The 21,935-nt window shown below is 70.8% G+C and carries 23 protein-coding genes; 11 read left to right on the forward strand and 12 right to left on the reverse strand.

Annotated elements, in window-relative coordinates:
* Positions 1-149: 149 nt before the first annotated feature.
* The 3 genes from E3O46_RS14590 (at position 150) to mgrA (ending at position 2,949) form a co-directional block, all read left to right on the forward strand.
* Positions 150-500, forward strand: coding sequence for a YciI family protein (locus E3O46_RS14590; RefSeq protein WP_134446221.1), 351 nt, complete (start codon positions 150-152; stop codon positions 498-500).
* On the forward strand, positions 500-1,843 hold the full coding sequence (locus tag E3O46_RS14595; RefSeq protein WP_134561960.1) for an RNA polymerase sigma factor: 1,344 nt from the start codon (positions 500-502) through the stop codon (positions 1,841-1,843). The genes E3O46_RS14590 and E3O46_RS14595 overlap by 1 nt, the downstream gene beginning before the upstream one ends.
* Positions 1,844-1,923: 80 nt before the next feature.
* Positions 1,924-2,949, forward strand: a complete 1,026-nt coding sequence (mgrA, locus tag E3O46_RS14600; RefSeq protein WP_134561961.1) for an L-glyceraldehyde 3-phosphate reductase — start codon at positions 1,924-1,926, stop codon at positions 2,947-2,949.
* Positions 2,950-3,079: 130 nt separating this feature from the next.
* Here mgrA and purQ read toward each other — a convergent pair whose 3' ends face one another.
* The 3 genes from purQ to E3O46_RS14615 form a co-directional block, all read right to left on the reverse strand.
* Entirely contained in the window at positions 3,080-3,778 is a 699-nt protein-coding gene (gene purQ, locus E3O46_RS14605; protein WP_134446224.1) for a phosphoribosylformylglycinamidine synthase subunit PurQ, read from the reverse strand.
* Positions 3,778-4,053, reverse strand: coding sequence for a phosphoribosylformylglycinamidine synthase subunit PurS (purS, locus tag E3O46_RS14610; protein WP_134446225.1), 276 nt, complete (start codon positions 4,051-4,053; stop codon positions 3,778-3,780). Before purS ends, purQ begins: the two co-directional genes overlap by 1 nt.
* Before the next feature lie 73 nt (positions 4,054-4,126).
* The gene (locus E3O46_RS14615) at positions 4,127-5,506 is read right to left on the reverse strand and encodes a kynureninase (RefSeq protein ID WP_134561962.1); all 1,380 of its coding nucleotides are present in this window, start codon (positions 5,504-5,506) and stop codon (positions 4,127-4,129) included.
* A gap of 198 nt (positions 5,507-5,704) precedes the next feature.
* Here E3O46_RS14615 and E3O46_RS14620 point away from each other — a divergent pair, with 198 nt between their 5' ends.
* From E3O46_RS14620 to E3O46_RS14630, 3 genes are all read left to right on the forward strand, one after another.
* Positions 5,705-6,406: a TetR/AcrR family transcriptional regulator gene (locus E3O46_RS14620; protein ID WP_134446227.1), complete on the forward strand. Its 702-nt coding sequence runs from the start codon at positions 5,705-5,707 to the stop codon at positions 6,404-6,406.
* Positions 6,407-7,510 carry a LacI family DNA-binding transcriptional regulator gene (locus E3O46_RS14625; RefSeq protein ID WP_134446228.1) on the forward strand — a complete coding sequence of 368 codons (1,104 nt, stop codon included), beginning with the start codon at positions 6,407-6,409 and terminating at the stop codon, positions 7,508-7,510.
* Between the two features lie 73 nt (positions 7,511-7,583).
* A complete protein-coding gene (locus E3O46_RS14630; RefSeq protein WP_166791088.1) occupies positions 7,584-8,573 on the forward strand; it encodes an alpha/beta fold hydrolase in 990 nt (329 codons plus the stop codon).
* 18 nt (positions 8,574-8,591) lie between these two features.
* On the opposite strand, the gene E3O46_RS14635 is transcribed toward E3O46_RS14630, so the two are convergent.
* The 4 genes from E3O46_RS14635 to purD all read right to left on the reverse strand — a co-directional run bounded on the left by E3O46_RS14635 (position 8,592) and on the right by purD (position 12,285).
* The gene (locus E3O46_RS14635) at positions 8,592-9,428 is read right to left on the reverse strand and encodes a VOC family protein (protein ID WP_134561978.1); all 837 of its coding nucleotides are present in this window, start codon (positions 9,426-9,428) and stop codon (positions 8,592-8,594) included.
* Positions 9,429-9,526: 98 nt separating this feature from the next.
* Entirely contained in the window at positions 9,527-9,904 is a 378-nt protein-coding gene (locus tag E3O46_RS14640; RefSeq protein ID WP_134446230.1) for a VOC family protein, read from the reverse strand.
* Positions 9,905-9,962: 58 nt separating this feature from the next.
* Positions 9,963-10,928, reverse strand: a complete 966-nt coding sequence (locus E3O46_RS14645) for a phosphoribosylaminoimidazolesuccinocarboxamide synthase (RefSeq protein ID WP_241987436.1) — start codon at positions 10,926-10,928, stop codon at positions 9,963-9,965.
* An 88-nt stretch (positions 10,929-11,016) separates the two neighbouring features.
* Entirely contained in the window at positions 11,017-12,285 is a 1,269-nt protein-coding gene (purD, locus tag E3O46_RS14650; protein ID WP_134561965.1) for a phosphoribosylamine--glycine ligase, read from the reverse strand.
* Positions 12,286-12,370: 85 nt separating this feature from the next.
* Here purD and E3O46_RS14655 point away from each other — a divergent pair, with 85 nt between their 5' ends.
* Positions 12,371-12,739 carry a sterol carrier family protein gene (locus tag E3O46_RS14655; protein ID WP_134446233.1) on the forward strand — a complete coding sequence of 123 codons (369 nt, stop codon included), beginning with the start codon at positions 12,371-12,373 and terminating at the stop codon, positions 12,737-12,739.
* Positions 12,740-12,768: 29 nt separating this feature from the next.
* Here the strand turns inward: E3O46_RS14655 and E3O46_RS14660 are convergent, their stop codons facing one another.
* Positions 12,769-13,764: a ribokinase gene (locus E3O46_RS14660; RefSeq protein WP_134446234.1), complete on the reverse strand. Its 996-nt coding sequence runs from the start codon at positions 13,762-13,764 to the stop codon at positions 12,769-12,771.
* 83 nt (positions 13,765-13,847) lie between these two features.
* Here E3O46_RS14660 and E3O46_RS14665 point away from each other — a divergent pair, with 83 nt between their 5' ends.
* Genes E3O46_RS14665 through purM form a run of 3 tightly spaced genes read left to right on the forward strand, consistent with a single transcriptional unit; the run spans position 13,848 to position 17,080 of the window.
* The gene (locus E3O46_RS14665) at positions 13,848-14,261 is read left to right on the forward strand and encodes a hypothetical protein (RefSeq protein ID WP_174775136.1); all 414 of its coding nucleotides are present in this window, start codon (positions 13,848-13,850) and stop codon (positions 14,259-14,261) included.
* A 21-nt stretch (positions 14,262-14,282) separates the two neighbouring features.
* Positions 14,283-15,980 (forward strand): amidophosphoribosyltransferase, encoded by a 1,698-nt coding sequence (purF, locus tag E3O46_RS14670; protein WP_241975368.1) that lies wholly within the window; start codon positions 14,283-14,285, stop codon positions 15,978-15,980.
* The gene (gene purM, locus E3O46_RS14675; protein ID WP_134446235.1) at positions 15,977-17,080 is read left to right on the forward strand and encodes a phosphoribosylformylglycinamidine cyclo-ligase; all 1,104 of its coding nucleotides are present in this window, start codon (positions 15,977-15,979) and stop codon (positions 17,078-17,080) included. The genes purF and purM overlap by 4 nt, the downstream gene beginning before the upstream one ends.
* 226 nt (positions 17,081-17,306) lie before the next feature.
* Here the strand turns inward: purM and E3O46_RS14680 are convergent, their stop codons facing one another.
* Positions 17,307-17,540, reverse strand: coding sequence for a DUF3073 domain-containing protein (locus tag E3O46_RS14680; RefSeq protein ID WP_134446236.1), 234 nt, complete (start codon positions 17,538-17,540; stop codon positions 17,307-17,309).
* 187 nt (positions 17,541-17,727) lie between these two features.
* Here E3O46_RS14680 and E3O46_RS14685 point away from each other — a divergent pair, with 187 nt between their 5' ends.
* Positions 17,728-18,813, forward strand: coding sequence for an NAD(P)-binding domain-containing protein (locus E3O46_RS14685; protein ID WP_134446237.1), 1,086 nt, complete (start codon positions 17,728-17,730; stop codon positions 18,811-18,813).
* Positions 18,814-18,889: 76 nt separating this feature from the next.
* On the opposite strand, the gene crcB is transcribed toward E3O46_RS14685, so the two are convergent.
* Genes crcB through E3O46_RS14705 form a run of 3 tightly spaced genes read right to left on the reverse strand, consistent with a single transcriptional unit; the run spans position 18,890 to position 21,856 of the window.
* Positions 18,890-19,258, reverse strand: a complete 369-nt coding sequence (crcB, locus tag E3O46_RS14690; RefSeq protein WP_134446238.1) for a fluoride efflux transporter CrcB — start codon at positions 19,256-19,258, stop codon at positions 18,890-18,892.
* On the reverse strand, positions 19,255-19,662 hold the full coding sequence (locus E3O46_RS14695) for a fluoride efflux transporter FluC (RefSeq protein ID WP_134446239.1): 408 nt from the start codon (positions 19,660-19,662) through the stop codon (positions 19,255-19,257). The genes crcB and E3O46_RS14695 overlap by 4 nt, the downstream gene beginning before the upstream one ends.
* 4 nt (positions 19,663-19,666) lie before the next feature.
* A complete protein-coding gene (locus tag E3O46_RS14705) occupies positions 19,667-21,856 on the reverse strand; it encodes an APC family permease (RefSeq protein WP_166790657.1) in 2,190 nt (729 codons plus the stop codon).
* Positions 21,857-21,935: the final 79 nt, after the last annotated feature.

Raw genomic sequence — 21,935 nt, forward strand, 5'->3', positions numbered from 1 at the left:
CCCCGTTCCGATCCCGCTCTCACCGCAGCGGGAACAGTTGTCGGAGATTCGGCCGCCGATGTCCTTTCGGGACCGCCCCGTTCGTTCCTAGAGTAGATCCCACCGTTCCCGATGGGTCATTCGATGAAATCCCCGATGAAGGAGTCACCATGCCCAGCTATGTTGCCCTGACCTACACCCGTGACGTCGACTGGACCGCCCCGGAGCAGGCGGCAGAGATGCAGGAGTACCGCGATTTCGGCCGCGATGCCGAGGCGGTGATCCGCGGCGGTGCCGCGCTCTACCCGACCCAGACCGCGACGACCGTGCGGGTCACCGGCGGCAAGGGCGGCGACGTCGTGATCGGCGACGGCCCGTACGCCGAGACCAAAGAGGCCCTGACCGGCTTCTACCTGCTCGAGTGCGACAGCCTCGACGAGGCGATCCGGCACGCGGCCGCGATCCCCGCCGCCTGGAACGGCGTCGTCGAGGTGCGTCCGACGGTCCCGACCCTGATGTGATGACGGCGACGGATGCCGGTGGCACCGACCCGGCCGGGGCCCTCGCCGCGCTCCTGGTCGCGGAGCGGCGCCGGGTGCTGGCCACCGTCATCCGTCTGACCGGTGACCTGGCCCTCGCCGAGGACGCCGTCCAGGACGCCGCCATCAGCGCCCTGGAGACCTGGCGTCGGCTCGGCGTGCCTCCGAATCCGCGCGCGTGGCTCACCCTTGCGGCCAAGCGGCGGGTGATCGACCTGCTCCGGCGGGAGGGCGCGCGGCCGAACAAGGAACGGGAGGCGATCATCCTGGCCGTGCAACGGGCACCCGACGAGACCCCGCCCGGCATCGTCCGCGACGACCAGCTCCGGCTGATCTTCACCTGCTGCCATCCGGCGCTCGCGCAGGAGGCCCAGGTTGCGCTCAGCCTGCACGTGCTCTGCGGTTTGAGCGTCGCAGAGGTCGCCCGGGCGCTCCTCGTTTCAGAGGCGACGATGGCCAAGCGCCTCACCCGGGCGCGACGCAAGATCGCCGACGCCGGCATCCGCTACCGCGTGCCCGACGCGGGGGAACTGCCTGGCCGGCTCGGCGCGGTCGCGACGACCGTGTTCCTGCTGTTCACGGAGGGCTACGCTTCCCGGTCGGCGGATGCCCCTGCCCTCGTGTCGGCGCGGCCTGAGTCCTCCGTGCCGCCCGGCTCGCAGGCGCCGCCCGGCTCGGCTGCGCTGCCCCCGCCGACCGCGCCATCCGGGCCGCCCGGCGCATCCGTTGCAGAGGAAGCGATCCGGCTGGGGCGGCTGCTCGTCGAGCTGATGCCGGGCGAACCCGTGCTCGAGGGACTCCTCGCGACGATGCTGCTCCAGCACTCCCGACTACGCGCCCGGTTCGACGGCGACGGCGACATCGTCCTCCTGGCCGACCAGGACCGGAGTCTCTGGGACCGCTCCCGCGTCGCGGAAGGCATCGAGCTCGCCGCGTCCGCGATCCGCGGCAGCAGCATCCGCCCGGAGCGGTTCGCGGTCACGGCCGCGATCGCCGCCTGCCACGCCCTGGCCGCGGATGCCGCGACCACCGACTGGGACGCCATCATCGCCTGGTACGACGTGCTGCTCGCCCTCGACCCGAGCCCGGTCGTGCGGCTGAACCGGGCGGCCGCCCTCGCCGAGAGCGGCGACCCGGCCGCGGCGCTCGCCGTGGTCGACCGGATCGGCGGCCTCGACGACTACTTCTGGTTCCACGCGACCCGGGCCGAGCTGCTCCGCAGACTGGGGCGTCACCCGGAGGCCGGCGCTGCTGCCCTCGTGGCACGCGAGCTCACCGGATCCGCGGCCCAGCTCCGGCTGCTGGACCGTCGGCATCCGTCGTAAGAGGCAACGCACAGGGTGGGTCCTGACCTCCGCGGCGGGCACCCCCTGCGCGAGCGGATGCACCGTGGCACGATGAAGGGATGACCTACCTTCCGGCTGACACCAGATACGAGTCCATGCCCTACCGCCGCACCGGGAAGAGCGGCCTCAAGCTCCCGGCCGTTTCGCTCGGGCTGTGGCAGAACTTCGGCGGGGTCACCCCGCTCGAGACGCAGCGAGCGATCCTGCGCCGCGCCTTCGACCTCGGCGTGACGCACTTCGACCTCGCCAACAACTACGGCCCGCCGTACGGCAGCGCCGAGAGCAACTTCGGGATTCACCTGAAGCAGGACTTCCGGCCGCACCGCGACGAGCTCGTCATCTCGACCAAGGCAGGCTACGACATGTGGGCGGGCCCGTACGGCGAATGGGGATCCCGCAAGTCGCTGCTCGCGAGCCTCGACCAGTCGCTCGGCCGGATGGGCCTCGATTACGTCGACGTGTTCTACTCGCACCGCGCCGACCCGGACACCCCGCTCGAGGAGACCATGGGCGCGCTGCACACCGCCGTCACGAGCGGCCGTGCCCTCTACGCCGGGATCTCCTCGTACTCGCCAGAGCGCACCCGGCAGGCCGCGGCGATCCTCGCCGACCTCGGCACGCCGCTGCTCATCCACCAGCCCTCGTACTCGATGTTCAACCGCTGGGTCGAGGACGACCTGCTGATCACCCTCGAAGACCTCGGCGTCGGCTGCATCGCGTTCTCTCCGCTCGCCCAGGGACTGCTCACCGACCGGTACCTGCACGGGGTGCCCGCGGACTCGCGGGCGGCGCGGGCCGGGTCGATGAAACGCGACATGGTCAGCGACGAGACGCTCGTCCACATCCGTGCCCTCACCGATATCGCCGGGGAGCGCGGGCAGTCGCTCGCCCAGCTCGCCCTCGCCTGGGTGCTGCGGCGCCCGGAGGTGACGTCGGCGCTGATCGGGGCGTCCTCGGTCGCGCAGCTCGAGGCCAACGTCGCCGCCGTGGAGAACCTGGAGTTCACCGCCGCGGAGCTCGACGTGATCGACGCTCACGCCGTCGACGCCGGTATCAACCTGTGGGAAGCATCCGCCGCCGTCTAAACCGAGGCCCCTGTTCGCGAAAGCGGGTGAATCGTCGTTCTGCGGCACTGGAAACGACGATTCACCCGCTTTCGTGGGACCGGGCGTTGCGGGACCGGGCGTTGCGGGACCGGGCGTTGCGGGGTGCGGGTTACGCGCTCGCGAGCATCCGCTCGATCGCTGAGGTGAAGAACGTGAGCCCGTCGGTGCCGCTGCGCATCGCGGACGCGGTGTCGGGACCGAAGCCGGCCTCGACCGCGTGTTCGGGGTGCGGCATCAGGCCGACGACGTTGCCGCGGGCGTTGGTGATGCCGGCGATGTCGTTGAGGGAGCCGTTCGGGTTCAGTCCGACGTAGCGCACCACGACGCGGCCTTCGCCTTCGAGCTCTGCGAGGGTCTCGGCGGAGGCGATGAAGCCGCCCTCGCCGTTCTTCAGGGGGATGGTGATCTCCTGGCCGCTCGCGAAGCCGCTGGTCCAGACGGTGTCGGTGTTCTCGACGCGCAGCTGCTGGTCGCGGCAGATGAACGAGCCGTGGTCGTTGCGGATCAGCCCGCCCTCGAGCAGGTGCGCCTCGGTGAGCATCTGGAAACCGTTGCAGATACCGAGCACCGGCATGCCGCTGTTCGCGGCGTCGATGACCTCGGCCATGATCGGCGAGAGGCTCGCGATCGCGCCCGCGCGCAGGTAGTCGCCGTAGCTGAAGCCGCCGGGCAGCACGATCGCGTCGACACCGCGGAGGTCGTGCTCGCCGTGCCAGAGCGCGACGGGTTCGGCGCCCGCGATCCGGATCGCGCGCTGCGCGTCACGGTCGTCGAGCGATCCGGGGAAGGTGACGACGCCGATGCGCATCAGGCGGAGACCCCGACTGTGCTGTCTGCGCCCACGACGTGGATGCCGACGACGTCTTCGATCACGGCGTTGGAGAGCACGGAGTCGGCGAGTTCGCGCACTTCGGCGAGCACGGCCTCGTCGACGGGCCCGTCGACGGTGAGTTCAAAACGCTTGCCGAGGCGAACGCTCGTGAAGCGGGTCTTGCCGAGGCGGCCGAGGACGCCGGCGACGGCTTTTCCCTGCGGGTCGAGCAGCTCGGCCTTGGGCATAACTTCAACGACGATGGTTGGCATGGTTCACTCCGAGACGTCGGGGGCGTGGATGCCTCGATTCTACAGTCCACACGGCCCGGGCCCGGGTCGGCTGTTACCGCCCGTTGCCGGGGCCACTCTGCCCGAACCCCGCCGCGATCCCGGTCCCCGGCGCGAGGCCCGCCTGCCCGAGCAGGACCCCGCGCAGCACGTCGCGGATCGCCGCGACCCCCTCGAGCGTCTCGACGAAGCTCGTGCTGAGCGGCGACAGCCCGATCCGCAAGCCTTCCGGCCCGCGGAAATCGGGGATGACGTCGTGTTCCCAGAGTGTCGTCGTGACTTGCCGCATCGCCGGGTGGTTGACCGTGACGTGGCCGCCGCGGTGGGTGTGGTCGCGCGGCGACGTGAGCCGCACGCCGAGCGGCACGAGCCACTCGTCGACGAGGGTGATCGCGAATTCGGTGAGCGCGACAGACTTGGCCCGCACCTCCTCGATGCCCGCTTCGCCGATCATCGCGATCGTGTCCTGCATCGCGAGCATGCCGACGATCGGCGGCGTCCCGCTCTGAAACCGGCGGATGCCGTCGGCCGGGTGATACCCCGGCCCCATCGTGAACACGTCCTTCGTGCCCATCCAGCCTTGGATCGGCTGGGTGAGCACGTCCTGGAGGTCGCGGCGCACGTAGCCGAAGGCAGGCGCCCCCGGCCCGCCGTTCAGGTACTTGTACGAGCAGCCGACGGCGAGGTCGACGTCGCAGAGGTCCAGCTCGACGGGAACGGAGCCGACAGAGTGGCTGAGGTCCCAGAGCACGAGGGCGCCGACAGAATGCGCCGCCGCGGTGATCCGGCGCATGTCGGCGAGGAACCCGGAGCGGTAGGCGACGTGGCTGAGCAGCACGAGCGCCGTCTGCTGGCCGATCGCCGCGCGCACCTGGTCGAGTGAGACCCCGCCTGCGGGATCCGAGTGGATCCAGTGCAGGGTCAGGCCGCGCTCGGCGGCGATGCCCTCGATCAGGTACCGGTCGGTGGGGAAGTTGTCGGTGTCGAGCACGATCTCGGTGCGCGCCGGTTCGGAGCCGACCCTGCGGTAGTCCACCGCGGCCCGGGCGAGCTTATAGAGCAGTACAGTCGTCGAGTCGCCGATGAAGACCTGGCCAGGCGCCGAGCCGAGCGCGACCCGCCCGAGTTCGTCGCCGATCCGGAACGGAAGCTCCATCCACTCCTCGTCCCAGCCGCGGATCAGCCGGGTTCCCCAGTTGTGGGTCAGGAACTCGGTGATCCGCCCGACACTCGCGAGGGTCGGCCGGCCGAGCGAATTGCCGTCGAGGTAGACGAACGGATCGGCCGCGGCACCCGCCGCTGTGCCGGCTTCGGTGCCCACGAACTGCCGACGGTAGTGGGCCAGCCCGTCGATCCGGTCCATCCGGCGGGCGAAGACGAGGTGGGCATCCGTGCCCTCGCCGGCGGTGCGGCTCGGATCGGGGGGAGGCGTCATCGGGAGTCCTCGGTTCTCAGGGATGCTGCGGGCCGTCGGTCGGACCACTGCGGTTCTCCGGCGAGATTCACGGGTTCGCATGTGAGACCCGGTTCTCCGGCGAGATTCTATCCCGGACGAGGGATTCCGGGCGCAGGCACAGGCGACGTGGAGGATTCCCTCCGACTCGTCATAGCTGGGGGACTTACAATCGTCTCCATGACTTCGTCCGAACCGACCCCGCAGGACGGCGCTCAACCGCGTCGGCGCGACGCCCGGCAGAACCGAGAGCGCCTGATCGTCGAGGCGCGGGCTCTCATCGCGCAGAACGGGGTCGACGCCTCGCTCGAGGAGATCGCCCGCCGCGCAGACGTCGGCGTGGCCACGCTCTACCGAAACTTCCCGACCAGGGACGACCTCGTGCGCGCTCTTTACGACATCGCGCTCGCCGAACTCGCGACCGTCCGCGATGAGATCGCCGCTGCTCCGACGGCCTGGGCCGGCATCGAGCTCTACATGGAGCGTGTCGCCGAGTGGCTTGTCGCCGATCCGGCGCTCCCGCACATTCTCAAGCGCATGGAGGTCATCGACCCGGGCAGCGGCAAGGGCACCGAGTTCCAGGCCGTGATCGCCGGCCTCGTCGCCCGCGCCAAGAAGGACGGTGCACTCCGGGCGGATGTCGACGCGGTCGATCTCGCGGTTCTGGTCACCATGGTCGGTTCCCTCGGCACGCACGGCGGCGGCCACACCGGCCAGTGGCGCAGGCAGCTTGCGATCGTGCTCGACGGCCTGCGGCTGCCGGCCACGGACCGGCCCCGGCTGCCCGGCCGGCCGCTCGCCGCCCGCGAGTTCCAGGCCGCGGTGCACGGGCTCACCCGGCGCGCCAAGCGCGCGGCATCCGGTGCCGGTTCCGGACGCTGAGTGAAGATTGCGACCGTCTACGACGTAGCCGCCCACGCGGCGGTGTCGATCGCGACGGTGTCCCGGGTGCTGCGCCGTCCGCATGACGTGCGCGAGTCGACCCGGGAGCGGGTCCTCGACTCCGTGCAGGCCCTCGGCTACGTGCCGAGCGCCAGTGCACGGTGCCTCGCGGCCCAGCGCACCGGCGTCCTCGGCCTGTTCTTCCCCGGCATCGACGACGAGGACGACCGGGGAGAAGCCCCGTTCGTGCAGGACCTGTCGGTCACGATGGTCGTCGACAGGGCCGGCGGCAGCGAGGTCGCCCCGCCGAACCTCTCCTTCGACGGGGTGCTGCGCGGCAGCGAGCGCGAGGCCTGGCGCCACGGTTTCGCCCTCATGGTCGGCGTCGGCAGGGATGCCAATCCCGCCGACATGTTGCGGGACATCGCCGGGCGGGTCGACGCGGTGGCCGTGCTCGCCGGCAGCGTCCCTGACGAACTCCTCAAGCACGTCTCGCGGCGGATCCCCGTCGTACTGATCGGCGGCCCGCGCCGATGCGCCGAGATGGACTTCGACCACGTCAGCGTCAGCAACCGGGAAGGCATGCGGGCGCTCACCGCGCACCTCCTGGAGAGCGGCGACACCACCGACCTCGCCTTCGTCGCCGGCCCCGCCGACTCACCCGACAGCTCCGAGCGGTACCAGGGCTTCGTCGAAGCTCTCGAGGGGGCTGGCCTCGACCCCGCCGCCGCCACGATCCTGCAGGGCGACTTCTCCCGCATCCGTGCCCGCCGGCTCGCCGAAACGCTGCTCACCACCGGGCGGATGCCGCGGGCCCTCGTCTGCGCGAACGACCGGACCGCGCTCGGCATGCTCGACGTGCTCGTGCCGGCGGGCGTGCGGGTGCCGGAGGACGTGATCGTGACCGGCTTCGACGGCATCGAGACCGGCCGCCTGTCGACCCCGCGGCTCACGACGGTGTACCAGCCGATGGTCGAGCTCGGGCGGACGGCGATCCGGGCGATGCTCAGCCGGATCGAGCACCCCGACCAGCCGCCGATCACGGCGCGCCTGCCCGTGAAGGTCCTGCTCCGCGAAAGCTCGGAGGGCACCCTCCCGTCCTGACCCGCGTCGCCTAGGCTGGGAATCCGCGGCAGCACGGCGGCAGCCCGGCCGTCAGGCCGGAATGGAGCGCACCATGAGCACGATCGACCCGACTGCCGGCCCGTCCGCCGGCCCGTCCGTGACCGGGCGACATTCGGCCGAGGGCGGTACGAGTCCGTCCGCCGGGTCGTTCGACGGGTGGCCAGGGGTGCCGCGGTTCGGCACCCTGCCGGTCCCGCTGGCGGATGCGGTCGCGAACGTCGGCATCGACCTTCCTGTCGGGCGCGTGACGGCCCTGCATGCGCGGCCGGAGGCATCCGCTCGCGGTGTCGTGCTGCTCGTGCCGGGTTTCACCGGTTCGAAGGAGGACTTCGGCGGCTTCCTGCCGCTGCTCGCCGAGCGCGGCTGGGACGCCTGGTCGTACAGCCAGCGCGGGCAGGCGGACTCCGCGGCCCCCGCCGGCGCCGAGAACTACACGCTGGAAGCTTTCGCCAGGGACGTCGTCGCCGTGGCCGCGCTCGTCGGCGGTGGCGGGCCCGTGCACCTGCTCGGCCACAGTTTCGGCGGCGTCGTCGCCCGGGCCGCGGCGATCCTGGCGCCGGAGGCTTTCCTCGACGTCACCCTGCTCTGCTCCGGTCCGCACGGCTGGGCGGGGCGGATGGAGCGCGAGGCGGCGATCGTCCGCGAGCGCGGTTCGGCGGCGTGGTGGAACGAGGACAACCCGCACACCGTCGGTCTTCCGGACGCAGCCCTGACCGCCGACGAAGCGTTCCGCCGTCTGCGGATGGGGGCAACGAGCGACGACCAGCTGCTCGGTGCGGCAGCGATCCTCAGCGACGAGAACGACACCACCGGCGAGCTGCTCGCGACCGGTCTCGACAACCTCGTCGCGCACGGAGTCGACGACCCGGCCTGGCCGCAGGACTGGCAGGCGAGCATGGCCGGCCTGCTCGATGCCCGGTATGCGATCATCCCGGAGGCCGCGCACTCGCCGCAGCTCGAGAATCCGGAGGCGACCGCCGACCTGCTCGACGAGTTCTGGGGTCGCGACCGCGCGCATCCGCCGGTCGAGCCCCAGCAGTAGGCCGCGCGCCCGCCTTCGTCAGGCGGGGAGCGCCGTGCGCACCACGATCTGGTTGCCCCAGGGGTCGTCGAAGCCGAGGGTCTGCCCGTCGTGCCGGGTCGCGATGCCGAAGTGGGACATCCGCTCGGTGAGCGCACCGAGGCCGTCGGCACCGGGCAGCACGATGTCGACCTCGCCGAGGCCGAGGGCGAGGCGGCGCCTGCCCGAGCCGGCGCTGTTCCAGGTGTTCATCGCCATGTGGTGGTGGTACCCGCCGGCCGAGACGAAGAGCGCGGACGGGCCGAAGTTCGCGGTCGCCTCGAAGCCGAGCCGGTCGACGTAGAAGGCGCGGGCGGTGGGCACGTCGCCGACGGAGAGGTGCACGTGACCCACGATGGCGTTGCCTGCACCGGGATCGGACACGCCCTCCTCGGTGAGGTGCTCGCCGATGAAGACGTTGGGGTCGAGGGCGAGGGTGGCCATCTCGACCTGGCCGTGGGCCCAGCTCCACTCGGTGCGGTCGCGGTCCCAGTAGAGCTCGATACCGTTGCCCTCGGGGTCGGTGAAGTAGAACGCCTGGCTGACGAGGTGATCGGCGCTGCCGGTGAAGGTGCCCGGATGCTTCGTTGCGACCGAGTAGACCGCCGCGGCGAGCTGCGCCTGGGTCTCGAACAGGATCGCGGTGTGGAACAGGCCGCTCGAGCGGGGCTCGGGGGCTGCGAGTTCCGGCGCGTGCTGGAGGATCACGATCGGGGTCGTGCCGCGCCCCATCACGGCAAGGGGGCCGTCCTGGCTGAGCAGGCTCAGCGTGACGGCGTCGCGGTAGTACGCGATCATGCGGTCGAGGTTGCCGACGCGCAGGGTGACGGCGCCCATTCCGGTCGCCGCGGGGAGGAGTTCTGATGCAGATCTGGTCACACCTGCGTCAACGGATGCCCCCGCCCCGGTATTCCGCCCACGACGGGCGGGGGAAGTCAGTCCTGGTGCAGCTGGATCAGGTTGCCGCAGGTGTCGTCGAAGAGGACGGAGGTGCCGAAGGCATCCGTGTACGGTTCGCTCGTGAACTGCACGCCGAGACGGCCGAGGCGCTCGTATTCGGCGCGGACGTCGGGGCTGCCGAAGACGATCGCGGGCAGGCCGAGGGCACGGATGCCCTGGGCGTACTTCGCGGCGACCTTGTTGTCGCTCGGCTCGAGCAGGAGGCCGACGCCGTCCGGGTCCTCCGTGGACTTGACGATGTACAGCTGGTGCTCCGGCATGGCCAGAAGCTTCTCGAATCCGAGGACGGACGTGTAGAAATCGAACGCGGTGGCGGGGTCTTTCACGTGGACGCTGCACATCTTGATTCGCATGTCGGGAGCGTAACATTCGGCGGCGCCGGGCGCCGAGTCCTGTGACCGCGCGCGTCGGTCAGGCGACAGGGGTGTCCCCGGCGAGCCGGGTGAGCAGTTCGCGGTAGCGGGCGGCGGTGCGCTCGATGATGTCCTCCGGGAGCGCCGGGGGTGTGCCGGTCTGGTCCCAGTGCGCGCTCAGCCAGTCGCGGACGATCTGCTTGTCGAAGCTGGACATCCGCTGTTCGGGGGTCGTGCCGGTCTGCCAGAGTACGGCGTCCCAGTAGCGGCTCGAGTCGCTCGTCAGCACCTCGTCGGCGAGGGTGATCTCTCCGGTCGCCCGGTCGGCGCCGAACTCGAACTTTGTGTCTGCGAGGATCACCCCGTTCTGTTCGGCGATGGCGGATGCCCGGCGGAAGGTCTCGAGGGAGAGGCGGCGCAGCTCCGCGGCGACGTCGGCGCCGACGAGCTCGACGGTGCGCTCGAAGGAGATGTTCTCGTCGTGCTCGCCCATCGGGGCCTTCCACGCGGGCGTGTAGATCGGTTCGGGCAGGCGGTCGCCGTTCTGCAGCCCCGCCGGGAGCGGCAGGCCGCAGACCGTCTGGCTGGCCTGGTATTCCTTCCAGCCCGAGCCGGTGAGGTAGCCGCGCACGACGCACTCGATCGGGAACATGTCGAGGGTCCTGCAGAGCATGGCGCGGCCCGCGGCGGCGGCCGGGATGCCCGCGGCGTCGTCTGTACCAGCGGTGGCAGTATTCGCCAGCAGGTGGTTGGGAATCCCGGCGAGCTGCCCGAACCACCAGAGGCTGAGCGTCGTGAGCAGCACGCCCTTGCCCGGGATACCGGGCTCGAGCACGTGGTCGAAGGCGCTGACGCGATCGCTCGCAACCACGAGCACGCGGGAGGCGGCGTTCAGGTCGGGGGCTGCGGCATCCGCTGCCGGATCGGCCGGGACGTACAGGTCGCGGACCTTGCCGGAATAGGCGTGGCGCCAGCCCGGGAGGTCGAGAGGGGTGGATGCGGTCGGCTGGTCGAGTGCGGTCACGGCCCCATTCTCCCGCACCGGCCCGCCCGCGCGCCAAACCCGCCCCTCCGGCCGTGCCTGCGGGGAGGCCGTCTCGCGGAGCGACAGGTCAGGCGACGACGCGGGCGGCGATGTCCGTGCGGAACTGCGCACCCTCGAGGGCGATCTCGGCGAGGGCGGCATACACGCGGGTGCGGGCCTCGGCGAACCCGTCGCCGAGCGCGACAACGCTCAGCACCCGGCCGCCGGTGGAGACGAGTCTTCCGTCGACGAGGGCCGTCGCGGCGTGCGCGACCGTGACGCCGTCGACGGCGGATGCGGCATCGAGCCCTGTGATCGCCCGCCCCGTGACCGGGGTCTCCGGGTAGTTCTCGCTCGCCAGCACGACGGTCACGCAGGACTCTGCCGAGAACACCGGCCGCGCCATCCCGCCGAGCCCGCCGGTGGACGCCGCGAGCAGCAGCCCCGCGAGCGGGGTCACCAGCCGGGGCAGCACGACCTGGGTCTCGGGGTCACCGAAACGCGCGTTGAACTCGATGACCCGGATGCCGGCATCCGTCAGAATCAGCCCGCAGTAGAGCAGCCCGATGAAGGGGGTGTCCTCGGCGGCGAGCCTGCGGACGGTCGGCAGGGCGATCGTGTCGAGGACCTCGTCGACGAAGGCCTGTTCGCTTCCGAAGCCGGCGTCGAGCCAGGGCAGCGGCGAGTATGCGCCCATGCCGCCGGTGTTCGGACCGAGGTCGCCGTCGGCGAGGCGCTTGTAGTCCTGCGCGGGGGAGAGCGGCAGCACGGTGTGGCCGTCGCTCAGGAAGAACAGGGAGACCTCCTGGCCGGCGAGGAACTCCTCGATGAGCACGCCGCCGTGCTGCAGCCAGTACTCTGCGTGGGCGAGGGCGGCGAGGCGGTCCTCGGTGACGAGCACGCCCTTGCCGGCGGCGAGGCCGTCGGCCTTGACGACGTAGGGCGCCCCGAAGGCGTCCAGGGCGCTGGTCGCCTCGGCGAGGGTGCCGGCGCGCTCGGCGCGGCCGGTCGGGACGCCGGCCTCGTCCATGATGCGCTTGGCGAAGGTCTTGCTGCCTTCGAGGGCCGCGGCGGCGCGGCCGGGGCCGAACACCGGGATGCCCTGCGCACGCAGCGCATCGGCGACGCCGGCGACGAGGGGAGCCTCCGGGCCGATGACGACGAGGTCGACGCCGTGCTCGATCGCGTACTCCGTGACGGCGCCGGGCACGTTCGGGTCGAGGGCGACGACGGGCACCGCGGCGGCGATGCCGGCGTTGCCGGGCGCGGCGACGACCTCGTGGCGGGGCTCCTCGCGGAGCAGCGCGGTGATGATGGCGTGCTCGCGGGCACCGGAACCGAGGACCAGAATTCTCACCGGTTCAGGCTACCGGATGCCGGTCACTGGAGTTAGGCCACTAGGCGCGGGGCGTCCCTGGCCGGGAAACCGGCAGAATGGGGGGATGGCCAAGGCGAGGATCGACGACGGGGTGGGCCGCGCCGCGGTGCGCGGCTACGCGGCGGACCCGGCGGGCGCGAGCAGGGACATCCGTGCGCTCGCCGTGCGCTACACCCTGCAGTTGCTCTCCGAAGAGGCCAACGGCAACACCCTCGAGGTGCGCGTTCCGCCGTTCGGCGCCGTGCAGTGCATCGCGGGCCCCCGGCACACCCGGGGCACCCCGCCCAACGTCGTCGAAACAGATGCCGCGACCTGGCTCGCCCTCGCGACCGGCGAGCTCGCCTGGTCCGACGGTCTCGCGAGTGGGCGCATCCACGCGAGCGGACAGCGCGCCGACCTCGCCGCGCACCTGCCGCTGCGCCTCACCCCGTAACCGCGCCTCCCGCGTTTCTCGCGAGGGGGTCAGGCGAGGATCGCGGCCACCTCGGCCCGGGTCGGCATCGATGCCGTCGCGCCGGCCCGGGTGACCGAAACGGATGCCGCGACCGTCGCCCAGCGGATGGCGTCGATCATCGCCTCCTCCGAAACCCCGACGCGAGCACCCCCGGTACCGGATTCCGCGGCGCCCGTGACCGCGGCATCCGGAGCCACTTCAGCACCTGCAGCAGCCACAGCACCCCTGGAACCCTCGGCGAGCCGGGCGACGAGCGCGCCGACGAAGGTGTCCCCGGCCCCGGTGGTGTCCACGGGGCGCACCGGCCGGGCCGGCGCGAGCCCGAGTGCGACGCCGCCGCGGGCGACAACGCACCCCTCGTCGCCGAGGGTGACGATCGCCCAGCCGCGGCGCGCGCTCAGGGATTCTGCCGCGCGCGCGGCATCCGCTTCACCCGTGAGCTCCTCGGCCTCGAGACGGTTGGCCACGACCAGGTCGACGCCCGCGAGGAACGCCGCAGGCAGCGGCACGACCGGAGCGGGCGTGAAAACCGTGAACGTGCCCGACGCCCGAGCGACCGCGAGCCCCTCAACGAGCGCTGACACCGGAAGCTCGCACTGCAGCACGAGGAAGTCCGCCGCCGCGATCACCGCGCGCTGCCCCGGGTCGAGTACCGTCACGGCGGCGTTCGCGCCGGAGACGACGACGATCGAGTTCTCGCCGGAATCGAGCACCGTGATGTGCGCGGTGCCTGTCGGCCCGTCGACTGTGTCGAGACCGTCCACGCGGATGCCTTCGGCCACGAGCAGCGCCCGGAGTTCCGTCCCGTAGGCATCGCGTCCGACCGCGCCGAGGAAGTCGACAGCGCCACCCTGCCGGGCGGCAGCGACCGCCTGGTTGAGTCCCTTACCCCCGGGCACAAGGGCGAAGTCGTGGCCGAAGATCGTCTCGCCCGGCCGGGGAAGTCGCGGCTGGCGCACGACGAGGTCCATGTTCGCGCTTCCGAGCACCGCAATCCTGTTCACCCGTCCAGTGTCGCACCCGCGCCACGTCCCGCCCCGTGCCGGCTCCCGGCGCACTCCCGGGGCGCGCGTGCGAGAATGTCCCCATGAGCGCAACCGAGCAGCCAGGGAACGACATCGCCCCCGTGCAGCCCGCCCCGGGCGCGGCCGTCCCCGAAGTCCTCGTCGGCCAGGCCGCGGCGACCGTACGTCGCTCCCCGCGCTACCTCAACTTCATGATCGTCGGCGCCGTCCTCGGGGCGGTCACCGCGCTGATCCTCACCGTCGGCTTCCCCCAGACGGCCGAATTCGGACTCCTCCAGGTCTTCGGATTCCTCCTCCTCGTCGGGGTCGTCGTAGGCCTCGCGCTCGGTGCGCTCGTGGCGATCGTGATCGACCGATTCACCGTTCGCTCGGTCCAGACGGTCGTCGTCGATAGACTGGGCGTCTACGGCGTGAGCGAGACGAACGCTCCCTCCGAGGCAGACGACCCCCCAACATCCAGCGCTAATACGCTGTAAAGATAGTTAAGAGGCATCGATTTGGCTGGTGGCGACGGACTTCTCGGTCACGATCTCTTGCAGGGCGAGAAGGGGCCACAGGATGCCTGTGGCGTCTTCGGCGTGTGGGCTCCCGGTGAAGAGGTGGCCAAGCTCAGCTACTTCGGGCTGTACGCCCTGCAGCACCGCGGCCAGGAATCGGCCGGAATCGCGACGAGCGACGGCAGCAAGATCCTGATCTACAAGGACATGGGCCTCGTCGCCCAGGTCTTCAACGAGGCGGCGCTGAGCACCCTCATCGGTCACATCGCGGTCGGGCACACCCGCTATTCGACAACGGGATCCTCGAGCTGGCAGAACGCCCAGCCGACCCTCGGCCGCACCTCGAGCGGAACCGTCGCCCTCGGCCACAACGGCAACCTGACCAACACGGCCGAGCTGCTCCAGCTCGTGCACGAGCGCTACCCGAAGGTCGAGGGCGAACTCGCCCGCGGCAACACCACGGACACCGCCGTCATCACCGCCCTCTTCACCGGGGACCTCGACCACACCCTCGAGGCCACCGCGCTCGAGGTGCTCCCGCGCCTGCGAGGCGCCTACTGCCTCGTCTTCATGGACGAAACCACCCTCTACGCCGCCCGCGACCCCCAGGGCGTGCGCCCGCTCGTCCTCGGCCGGCTCGAGCGCGGCTGGGTCGTCGCCTCGGAGACCGCTGCCCTCGACATCGTCGGGGCGAGCTTCGTCCGCGAGGTCGAACCCGGCGAGCTCATCACGATCGACGAGAACGGCCTCCGCTCGCAGCGGTTCGCCGAGTCCAAGCCCGCCGGCTGCGTCTTCGAGTACGTCTACCTCGCCAGGCCGGACACCACGATCGCCGGCCGCGGCGTGCACGAGGCCAGGGTCGAGATGGGCCGCCGCCTCGCCGCCGAGTACCCCGTCGAGGCCGACCTCGTGATCCCGACCCCCGAGTCCGGCACCCCGGCCGCGATCGGCTACGCCCAGGCATCCGGGATCCCGTTCGGCCAGGGCCTCGTCAAGAACTCCTACGTCGGCCGTACGTTCATCCAGCCGTCAGAGACGATCCGCCAGCGTGGCATCAAGCTCAAGCTCAACCCGCTCAAGGCCGTGATCAAGGGCAAGCGCCTCATCGTCGTCGACGACTCGATCGTGCGCGGCAACACCCAGCGCGCCCTGGTCAGCATGCTCCGCGAGGCCGGCGCCGCCGAGGTGCACGTGCGCATCTCGAGCCCGCCGATCACCTGGCCGTGCTTCTACGGCATCGACTTCGCCTCCCGGGCCGAACTCATCGCGACCGGCCTCGGTGTCGACGAGGTGCGCCAGGCCATCGGCGCCGACTCCCTCGGCTACCTCTCGCCTGAGGGCATGATCGCCGCGACCGAGCAGCCGCGCGAGCGGCTCTGCACCGCGTGCTTCACGGGCGTCTACCCGATCCCGCTGCCCGACGCCCTGCACCTCGGCAAGAACCTGCTCGAGCGCACCGCCCCGGTCGGGTCGACCGATTCGACGCGGTCGACGGCGTCCGCAGGGTCGCCGGTTGTCGCGAGCGACGCATCCGTCGCCGCAGCAGAGGCCTCCCGCACATCAGACGGATGCGACCCGGGCCCCGACGCGGAATACGAACCGCTCCTCGACCCGGCTTCGATGCGGGCGAGCACGCGAACCCCCGTGCGCGGCACCCAGGGACAGTTCATGATCGGCGATCCAGGAAGACAAGAATGAGCAACGCATCGTACGCGGCAGCCGGAGTCGACACCGAGGCGGGTGACCTCGCCGTCTCGTTGATGAAGGCGGCCGTCTCGCGCACCCACGGCGCAGAGGTGCTCGGCGGTTTCGGCGGTTTCGCCGGGCTCTACGACGCCTCGTTCCTCACCGCGTACAAGCGCCCGTTGCTTGCGACCTCGACCGACGGCGTCGGCACCAAGGTCGCGATCGCCCAGGCCATCGACAAGCACGACACCATCGGCCAGGACCTCGTCGGCATGGTCGTCGACGACATCGTCGTGGTCGGCGCCCGCCCGCTCTTCATGACCGACTACATCGCCTGCGGCCGGGTCGTGCCCGAGCGCATCGCCGAGATCGTCGGCGGCATCGCCCGCGCCTGCGCCGAGACCGGCACCGCCCTCATCGGCGGAGAGACGGCGGAGCACCCGGGGCTCCTCGGCCCCGACGACTACGACGTCGCGGGAGCGGCCACCGGGGTCGTCGAGGGCGACCAGGTGCTCGGCGCCGAGCGCGTTCGCGCGGGTGACGTCGTCGTCGCGCTCGCTTCCTCCGGCCTGCACTCCAACGGCTTCTCGCTCGTCCGGCACATCCTCGCCGAACGGGGCATCGGCTACACCGACACGTCCGACGAACTCGGCGGGGTCGTCGGCGAAGTACTCCTCGAGCCGACCCGGCTCTACACCGGACCGCTGCTGAGCGTGCTCGCCGACCCCGAACTCGCCGGCGCGGTGCACTCGCTCAGCCACGTCACGGGCGGCGGCATCGCCGCGAACCTCGCCAGGGTCCTCCCGATCGGCGCGTGGGTCGAAGTGGACAGGTCGACCTGGTCGCCCGCCCCCGTGTTCCGGGTGCTGAGCGCCTTCGCGGGCAGCACCCTGGAGAGTTCTGAAGGCACCTGGAACCTCGGCGTCGGCATGTTCGCCGTCGTCGCAGCGGATGCCGCGTCCTCGGTCATCGCGAGCCTCGCGGCCGACGGCATCCCGGCCTGGGTCGCCGGACGCGTGTCCACGGCCCCGCACGACCTCACCGGCTTCGTGCAGGGTGCCAAGGGCGTCAACGGCGGCGCTGTGCGCCTGGTCGGCGGCTACGCGGCCTGACGCGCCCGCGCCGCGGCATCCGCCGCGGCATCCGCCGGTGCCGAGGGTTACCTTTCCGGTCGAGAGCGACCGGTAGACCGGGAAATCTCGACCGGAAAGGTCACTTTCGCGCAGCGCCTATGAGCGAATGCTGCCAACTCGCTGGGTACCGCGCGGTCAGCGCGGTGCGGATGCCTGCACAGACAAAACGGGCGCCGAGAGTGGCGCCCGGTACAGGGAACGGCGGTCAGGCGCGCTTCTGCTCGTCTTCGGTCGCGTAGGTGTCGACGTATCGGTCGGGTTCCTCGGAGGTACCCGGCTCGTACTCCGGCCACTTGGCCAGATCCTCGTCGAGACGCTCGTCGTCCACGGGATGCCCCGTGAGCTCGCGTTCGAGCGCGTTGTAGTTGGTGTCCGGGCTGAAATACTTCAGCTCACGGGCGACCTTGGTGTGCTTTGCTTTTTGACGGCCGCGCCCCATGCGAGACCCCCTAACGATGCCAGGCCAGGTGAGGAATGAGTCACCCGGGAGTTGCCGAACGGAATGGTGAAAACTAGGCGCTAGTTTAGCATGGTGGGCCTGAAGGCCCGCTTGTGGCTCGGAGGGCGAACCGCGGCGCACACAGTGATCTTACGCCGGACGTACGCTGGTGAAGAGGGGGGACGCGATGTCGAGTGACGCGAGCGTTCCCGTCGTCATCGTCGGAGCGGGGCAAGCCGGCCTCGCGGTCGCCTACTACCTGCGCAAATTCGAGCTGATCCCGGGGCGCGACTTCGTGCTCTTCGACCGCGGCCCGGACGCGGGCGGCGCGTGGCAGCACCGCTGGGCGGGACTCCGTCTCGGGTCGGCGCACCGGGTGAACGACCTGCCCGGCATGAGCGAACTCGGCCTGAGCTTTGCGACGGCTGACCGTGACCGCCCCGCCAGGGACGTCGTCACCGAGTACTACCGCAGGTACGAGGAGCACTTCGACCTCAGGGTCGTTCGACCCGTCACTGTCACCGCCGTGTTCAATCGCAGTGCCGACCTCGTGATCCGAAGCGCGTCGCCTGGGTTCGGCGACCACGAGACGACCGCCCGCCTGCTCGTCAACGCCTCAGGAACCTGGGGCGCCCCGTTCGTGCCGCACTATCCGGGAGCAGCGAGTTTCGCCGGACAGCAGCTGCACACCTCGGGCTACCGGGCGGCCGAGGATTTCGCCGGCCGGAGGGTCGTCGTCGTCGGCGGCGGGACATCCGCCATCGGGTTCCTGCTCGAGCTCGAACACGTCGCCGCCGAACTGACCTGGGCCTCACGGCGCCCGATCGACTGGGTGCACACCGATCAGCTCGACCTCGAGGGGGCGTCGGCCGCGGTCGCCGCCCAGGACGAGGCCGCCCGGTCCGGTCGCGCGCTGCCGAGCATCGTGAGCGGGACCGGCGTGCCCGTGAGTCGCCGGATCGCCGCGGGGATCGAGCGCGGGGTGCTCACCGCCCGGCCGATGTTCGCGAGCATCGAGCCGACCGGGGTGCGCTGGGCCGATGGCAGCTTCACGGAAGCGGACGTGATCATCTGGGCGACCGGGTTCCGTCCGGAGGTGCGGCACCTGGCCCCGCTGAAACTCCGCGCCAAGGGCGGCGGGCTCGTCGTCGGATCAGGGGCGAGCTGGACCGACCCGAGGATCTTCCTCGCCGGGTACGGGCCGCAGGCGAGCACGGTCGGCGCGCACCGGGCCGGCCGGGTGATCGCCCGCCAGGTCGTCGCCCTGCTCTGACCCGCCCTCCTGCTCGCCCCGGAGCACCCTCCCTGACGGCGGGTGCGACGTGGGCGGGAGTCGGGAGGGGGCAGGGTCAGCGGGCGAGGAGGTAGCCGGCGGCGCAGACCGCGATGCCGAGAAGCAGGGTGCCGACGAGGTTGAGCACGGCCGAGCGCCAGCGGCCCTTGAGTGCGAGGTCGATCGTCTCGACGCTCCAGGTGCTGAACGTCGTCAGGCCGCCGCAGACCCCGGTCAGGAGCACGAGCCGGAGGTCGCTGCTGAGCACGGCGCGCTCGGCGAGCCCGAGGATCACGCCGCCGATCAGCGCCCCGGCCACGTTGACGATCAGCACGCCGATCGGCAGGCGGCCCGGTCCCACCGGGAGGGCGCGCGATACGAAGTACCGCACCACGGCTGCCGCACCGCCGCCGGCGACCACGGCGGCGAAGACGAGGGAGTTCATGACCGGGCCCCTGCATCCGCTGCGGGGTGGTGACGGATGCGCCCGCCGAGCCAGACGCCGAGCGCGGCCGCCGGGAACCCCAGCAGCAACGTCGCCAGCAGGTACAGCCCAGCGAGCGGCCACGACGAGGCCGCGCCGAGGGAGACGAGGGACACCATCACGGCCGAGAACGTCGTGAAGGCGCCCAGCACGCCAGGGCCGAGCAGGAGCTTGAGCCAGGCCGGAACCGCGGGGCGGGTCCAGAGGCCGGCGACGAGCCAGCCGAGTACGAACGCCCCGACGGTGTTGATGATCAGGGTGCTGGTCGGGAACTGGGTGTCGCTGTGCGGCAGCGCACGGTCGATGCCGAGCCGCAGGGCCGTGCCGATGATGCCGCCGGCGAACACGGCCAGTGCGTTCCGCACCGGGTTATTTGCGCTTCCGGCGCCGGGCGCCGGGGCGGGCGGGCTGCCCAGGGCGACCCGCGGCGGCTCCCGCCTTGCCAGAGGCTCCGGCAGCGGATGCCGCACCCGAGCCGTTCTTCGCCGCTGCCGCCGCAGCGGCAGCGGCCTGGATCTCGAGAGCAGAGGTCGCCGGGGCGAGCGGGCGCCGGGGGATCGGGCGCGGGCGCACCGGCTCGCCGCGACGGTCCTGGCCCGGGATCGGGCGGGACCGGCGGCCGTAGATGAGTTCGGAGGAGTCGAGCAGCCAGGGCACGAGCGCGATCGTGACACCGTGCACGAGCATCAGCTTCTGGCGGAGGCGACGGGCCTTGTGGTTGTGCAGCAGGTTCTCCCACCAGTGCCCGACGATGTAGATCGGGGTGTAGATGGTGACGACCTCGGAGCCGTGCGCGGCGCGGCGCTCCTTGATGTAGCTGATCAACGGCCAGCTGATGTCCCGGTACGGAGACTCGACGATGCGCAGCGGCACCTGGATGTTCTGCCGGACCCAGTCGCGCTGCAACTGTTTGGTCTCTTCTTCGTCGATCGAGATGTGCACGGCCTCGATGCCCTCGTGCCGGGCGGCGATCGCGTAGTCGAGTGCCTTGAGCACGGGCTTCTGCATCTTGCCGACGAGCACGATCGCGTGGTCACCGGTGGAGCCGAAGGTCGTGTCAGGGTCGACTTCGATCTCCTTGGCGACGTCCCGGTAGTAGCGGTTCACGCCGAGCATCAGGGTGAACAGAACCGGCATCATCACGAAGACGAGCCAGGCGCCGTGGGTGAACTTGGTGATCGTCACGACGATGAGCACCACGCCGGTCAGGGCGGCGCCGAAGCCGTTGATCGAGAGGCTCGTGATGATCGAGGCCCGGTTCGGCGGGTTCGTCTTGAGCAGGGTGAGCCAGTGCTTGACCATGCCGGTCTGGCCGAGGGTGAAGGATACGAAGACGCCGATGATGTACAGCTGGATCAGCACCGTCAGGTTGGCCTGGAAGACGACCAGGATCAGGCAGGCGAAGAGGGCGAGGAGTACGACGCCGTTCGAGTAGATCAGCCGGTCGCCACGGGTGCTGAGCGACTTCGGTGCGTAGGAGTCCTTCGCGAGCACCGAGCCGAGCAGCGGGAAGCCGTTGAACGCCGTGTTCGCGGCGAGCAGCAGCACGGCGGCGGTCGCGGCCTGCAGCACGAAGAACATGATCGAGTTGTTCCCGAAGGTCGCCGCGGCGATCTGGGCGATCAGGCTTCGCTGCGGCGACGTGGCGCACTCGGCCCAGCCGATCAGGTCGCAGGGGTTCTCCGCGTAGTGCACCTTCGCGATCAGCGCGAGGGTCGTGAGGCCGATGAACATCACGATCGCGATGCCGCCCATCAGCACGAGGGTGCGCTGGGCGTTCTTGACCTTCGGGTGTTTGAAGGCCGGAACACCGTTGGCGATCGCTTCGACGCCGGTCAGGGCGGAGCATCCGCTCGCGAAGGAGCGCAACAGCAGCAGGATGAACGCCGACTGGGCAAGGTTTTCGGCGTGCACGCCGTAGCTCGCGGACTCCGCGACGGGCGCATCACCGAAGATGACCCGCACGAGGCCGACGACGACCATCAGGATCACGCTCGCGATGAACAGGTAGGTCGGGAAGGCGAAGGCCTTGCTCGACTCGCGCACGCCGCGCAGGTTGACGGCGGCGAGCATCACGACGAAGAAGACGGCGAGTTCGACCCGGAAGTTCACGAGTTGCGGCACGGCCGAGATGATGTTGTCCACGCCGCTCGCGACCGAGACGACGACGGTCATCACGTAGTCGACGAGCAGGGCGGATGCGACGAGCAGGCCTGCGCGTTCGCCGAGGTTCTTGGAGGCGACCTCGTAGTCCCCGCCACCGGAGGGGTACGCCTTGATCAGCTGCCGGTAGGACGCGACGACGACGACCAGCAGGAGCACGACGCAGGCCGCGACCCAGGGCGCGAAGCTCAGGAAGGCGAGCCCGCCGAGGGTCAGGATCATCAGGAGTTCCTGCGGGGCGTACGCGACGCTCGACAGCGGGTCGCTCGCGAAGATCGGCAGGGCGAGGTGCTTGGGCAGCAGCTGACCCTCGAGATGCTCGGTCGAGAGTGGTTCGCCGATGATCCACCGCTTCGCGGAGCGAGTTTCTGGCGCTTGGGAGCCGTCTGGTGTCACGAGGGATGACACTACTCCGTTGGACACGACTGTCAAACTTCCGGGAATAAGCCGAGCCGCCCGCGAGTTGGGTTACCCC

The sequence above is a fragment of the Cryobacterium glucosi genome, from assembly GCF_004402235.1.
GTDB classification, from domain to species: domain Bacteria; phylum Actinomycetota; class Actinomycetes; order Actinomycetales; family Microbacteriaceae; genus Cryobacterium; species Cryobacterium glucosi.

Excerpts from the sequence above, each read along its gene's own strand:
- E3O46_RS14640 (WP_134446230.1), bottom strand. The coding sequence starts at position 9,904 with ATGCGAATCAAGATGTGCAGCGTCCACGTGAAAGACCCCGCCACCGCG.
- E3O46_RS14615 (WP_134561962.1), bottom strand. The coding sequence starts at position 5,506 with ATGACGCCTCCCCCCGATCCGAGCCGCACCGCCGGCGAGGGCACGGAT.
- E3O46_RS14655 (WP_134446233.1), top strand. The coding sequence starts at position 12,371 with ATGGCCAAGGCGAGGATCGACGACGGGGTGGGCCGCGCCGCGGTGCGC.
- E3O46_RS14635 (WP_134561978.1), bottom strand. The coding sequence starts at position 9,428 with ATGGGCGCCGTCACCCTGCGCGTCGGCAACCTCGACCGCATGATCGCG.
- E3O46_RS14595 (WP_134561960.1), top strand. The coding sequence starts at position 500 with ATGACGGCGACGGATGCCGGTGGCACCGACCCGGCCGGGGCCCTCGCC.
- E3O46_RS14590 (WP_134446221.1), top strand. The coding sequence starts at position 150 with ATGCCCAGCTATGTTGCCCTGACCTACACCCGTGACGTCGACTGGACC.
- purQ (WP_134446224.1), bottom strand. The coding sequence starts at position 3,778 with ATGCGCATCGGCGTCGTCACCTTCCCCGGATCGCTCGACGACCGTGAC.
- E3O46_RS14620 (WP_134446227.1), top strand. The coding sequence starts at position 5,705 with ATGACTTCGTCCGAACCGACCCCGCAGGACGGCGCTCAACCGCGTCGG.
- mgrA (WP_134561961.1), top strand. The coding sequence starts at position 1,924 with ATGACCTACCTTCCGGCTGACACCAGATACGAGTCCATGCCCTACCGC.
- E3O46_RS14665 (WP_174775136.1), top strand. The coding sequence starts at position 13,848 with ATGAGCGCAACCGAGCAGCCAGGGAACGACATCGCCCCCGTGCAGCCC.
- purS (WP_134446225.1), bottom strand. The coding sequence starts at position 4,053 with ATGCCAACCATCGTCGTTGAAGTTATGCCCAAGGCCGAGCTGCTCGAC.
- E3O46_RS14685 (WP_134446237.1), top strand. The coding sequence starts at position 17,728 with ATGTCGAGTGACGCGAGCGTTCCCGTCGTCATCGTCGGAGCGGGGCAA.
- crcB (WP_134446238.1), bottom strand. The coding sequence starts at position 19,258 with ATGAACTCCCTCGTCTTCGCCGCCGTGGTCGCCGGCGGCGGTGCGGCA.
- purM (WP_134446235.1), top strand. The coding sequence starts at position 15,977 with ATGAGCAACGCATCGTACGCGGCAGCCGGAGTCGACACCGAGGCGGGT.
- E3O46_RS14680 (WP_134446236.1), bottom strand. The coding sequence starts at position 17,540 with ATGGGGCGCGGCCGTCAAAAAGCAAAGCACACCAAGGTCGCCCGTGAG.
- E3O46_RS14630 (WP_166791088.1), top strand. The coding sequence starts at position 7,584 with ATGAGCACGATCGACCCGACTGCCGGCCCGTCCGCCGGCCCGTCCGTG.